The organism is Thermoactinomyces intermedius (assembly GCF_013912365.1).
Lineage (GTDB): Bacteria > Bacillota > Bacilli > Thermoactinomycetales > Thermoactinomycetaceae > Thermoactinomyces > Thermoactinomyces intermedius.
In genome coordinates, this window is sequence record NZ_JACETT010000074.1 from 1 (window position 1) to 3230 (window position 3230).

Here is a 3230-nt window from a genome sequence, read left to right on the forward strand (position 1 = left end):
CCGCGTCCCAATGTGGTGATCTCATTCTCCGGGGAAATCCCTTGAAATCCTGCGACCACAACGACTTCACCCTGGTTCAGGCATTCAAGCACGGCTTCGGTGCGGACCTTTGTCACCCTCGCTTTTCCATGCACATGATCGGTTTGGATTCCGGCTTGCCATCCCGTCATGGATCTTGCTTTCAATCCCCGTTCTTTAAGCGCCATCGTCAACAAAGCGATGCTGACTTGTTCTCCTGTGGCCAAGAGCATATCCATCTCTCTCGGTTCCGGATGCGAACTGATCTCATTGGCCAGGTGGACCAGCTCGTCAGTGGATTTTCCCATCGCTGACACCACGATGACACACTGATGTCCCTGCCTTGCGGTTTCAGCGATTCGGTCTGCCACTTTGTGAATCCTGGCGACATCGCCCACCGAAGTACCGCCAAACTTTTGCACAACGATCCCCATGGTTCCTCTCCTCTTTCCTCAGCTGGACTAAACTCGCTCAGAAAAAACAGAAGGCCACAGCAGAGATAGCTTGCTGTCGCCTTGGTTTCCAACGCTCCAGCCCGCATAATCCCTGCGGATTAGCTCTCCACAAAAGCCGTGGCTTCTGTGACAGTGTTGCCCCTGTTCGAGCACAACACCAGCTTGTGTTCAATCGGGATTTCCCACAAGCTTCGGCGGCATTTTCCTTTCCTTGTCCATCCTCGTGTCCCGACACTCCGGATAAGTACTCATAAAAGCCGCGCCTCTAGTCCACATGATAAGCGAGCAATATTTATTCATTGTCCTGATTTTTTACGATCTTACCATAACCGGGTTCCGGATTCAATCCATTCAAACACTTTTTTTCTTTCAATCAAAGAAAAATCTTCACGGGAAACGGCTGACAAAAGCATCACTGGTACAAACCGGATGGAAAGATTATAATAAACAACATAAAGGGGTGATAGATCATGGCAAACATCGGATTACCCGGATTCATCATCATTCTGTTCGTTGCCTTGTTATTGTTCGGGCCCAAAAAGCTGCCCGAGCTGGGACGGGCCACCGGACAAACGTTGAAATCTTTCCGCGATGCCTTAAACGGCAAGGAAAAAGAAGAAGAAAAAAACACTCCAAAGGATTAATCGTTCATTCCTTTCTGCTGACTGGAAACCGGTGCCTTGTCAGCAGTTTTTATTTTGGAAGCATGACGGGCTTCTTTCTTTAATTGCTTTGCTTTCCGCTTTTCTTCCATTTCGATGAGGTATTCATGATCATCGCGAAGAATCCGTGCCACATGGAGCCCGCTTAAAGCCGAGGCGGAAACACCTCCGTGGCCCGGATAGGTCGTGGATCCCGTGTAATACAGGCGCCGGACTTTTTTATCTTTCATGGGCGGACGGATCAAAGACCGGAAGCCGTGAAAAGCCCGGCCATTCAAGGCTCCGCCCTTGGCATTGGTTAATTCCTCCAGCTCAGCCGGCCCCATGATTTGCTCCGTTTCGATGTGGTCTTTCAAATCTTTCAAACCCCATACTTTATCCAGCAAAAACAACAGTTGTTCCCGGTAGGTTTCCACATTCTCCCGGCTTCCCGAAGGCACCGGCACCATCACCGTGAGATTGCTGGCTCCTTCCGGGGCGCGGTCCGGTTCGGACACACTGGAATTCCCGACATAAATGAGAGGGGACTCCGGCCATCTTTGTTGTTCAAAGATATCGATATACTGCCGGCCGACATCATCCGGATAAAAATAGTTGTGGTGCAACAATTGCGGATAGCTTTGCTTTACCCCGAGCAACCACAAAATTCCGGAACTGCTCAGCCGCTCCGGTTTGTCCTCTTTCCTTCCCAGGAAGTTATTTTTCGTTACTTGCACATCCACATTGCTGATGACAAAATCCGCCTCCCATTTTTCTCCGCCTGCCTTGACCCCTGCCGCTTGTCCTTCTTTGACCAGGATCTCTTCCACTTCACAAGAGGTATGTATCATCACCCCCACCTTTTTGGCCAACCGGACCAACGCTTCCACCAAGCGCCGGTTCCCGCCTTCGACATAGCTTAAACCGTGCACCATCTCCAAATAACTTAAGATCGCCAACGCTGCAGGTGCCTGATAAGGAGACGAACCCACGTACAGGGCATACCGGTTCATCATGGCGATCAGCCGGTGGTCCTTGAAGTAGCGGCGGTGAAAAGCATCCAGCGATTCAAACGGGCGGGCTTTCAAACCATGCCAAACCGCCTTGTTCCGGAAAAAATCAGTCCAGCTGCGGTTGGGTTTGCGTATCACATAATCTTCAATCACTTCATACATCCGCTGCGCTTCGGACAAATAATCAAAGAAACGGTTTTGCTCTTCCGGGGAAAAAGCTGTCAGTTGTTCCATCATATAATCCGGATCGGCCGACAAGTCAATGACCGTTTTATTATAAAAAAAATGGCGGCTGTTGACCGGAAGCGGAATAAAACGCAAGTCGGGATCCAATTCCTCTCCTGCTTCCCGGTAAACTTCCCCGATCACTTCCGGCATCATGACCGGCACGAATTCCCCATCAAAAAAGTAAGCATTCAGCTGATAAGAACGACAGCGCCCTCCCAACTCTTTTTGTTTTTCCAACAAGGTGATTTCATAGCCATATGCCGCCAGCCGGATCGCGGCCACCAGTCCGGCAATCCCGCCTCCAATGACAATTCCCTTTTTCATGGAGTGTGTCACCCTTTCTTTATTTTCTGTATCCATTGTTCAATCTGTTTTTTCCAATCTTCCACCGGCGGCCACGGATGGTCCCCGGCCATGGTTCCTGCCAGTACACACTCAAAATCGCCAAGATTTTCGGAAATGACCTGCTCTTTGACCATATCCAGATGATACGTGAGTTCCTTACTGCAGGCGGCAATCCACGCCCGGCGGTTTCCCTGTTCAAAAGTGGAAGGCACAATCGGTGCAGACAATTGGACACAAGCTTCCGGAAAACGTCCGGTCATGGAATAATAAAACGCAACCGGCACCACTTGCACATGTTTCACCTTTTCAAGCAATGAGCCCAATCCCGGCAAAAAACGAAGCGGGCGAAAATCCGGATGTTTCACTTCTCCCTGCCCGAAAACCCAAAGCGAGCCAAACCTTCCATCCAGGATTTCTGCGCCGTGTTCCAAAGCTTCTTGAATTTGTTGATAGGAATCCCCGTCAAAAGAGAGCACCTCTTCCTGCCCCAGCCATCCATACGTGTCGGTTTCCTCTTCATTCACCAAAAA

The 3230-nt window shown here is 50.1% G+C and carries 4 protein-coding genes and 1 riboswitch; of the genes, 1 reads left to right on the forward strand and 3 read right to left on the reverse strand.

Annotated features, from left to right (window positions below):
- Nucleotides 1-452: amino acid kinase family protein (locus H1R82_RS13885; protein ID WP_445267836.1), on the reverse strand; the 452-nt coding region annotated here is incomplete at its 3' end.
- Between the two features lie 112 nt (nt 453-564).
- A riboswitch (Lysine riboswitch) is annotated at nt 565-749 on the reverse strand.
- Nucleotides 750-943: 194 nt separating this feature from the next.
- Here H1R82_RS13885 and H1R82_RS13890 point away from each other — a divergent pair.
- Complete coding sequence (locus H1R82_RS13890; protein WP_181731945.1) at nt 944-1117, forward strand: twin-arginine translocase TatA/TatE family subunit; 174 nt, start codon at nt 944-946, stop codon at nt 1115-1117.
- Here H1R82_RS13890 and H1R82_RS13895 read toward each other — a convergent pair.
- Entirely contained in the window at nt 1114-2679 is a 1566-nt protein-coding gene (locus H1R82_RS13895) for a phytoene desaturase family protein (protein WP_181731946.1), read from the reverse strand. The genes H1R82_RS13890 and H1R82_RS13895 overlap by 4 nt on opposite strands.
- 8 nt (nt 2680-2687) lie before the next feature.
- Nucleotides 2688-3230: lysophospholipid acyltransferase family protein (locus H1R82_RS13900; RefSeq protein WP_181821689.1), on the reverse strand; the 543-nt coding region annotated here is incomplete at its 5' end.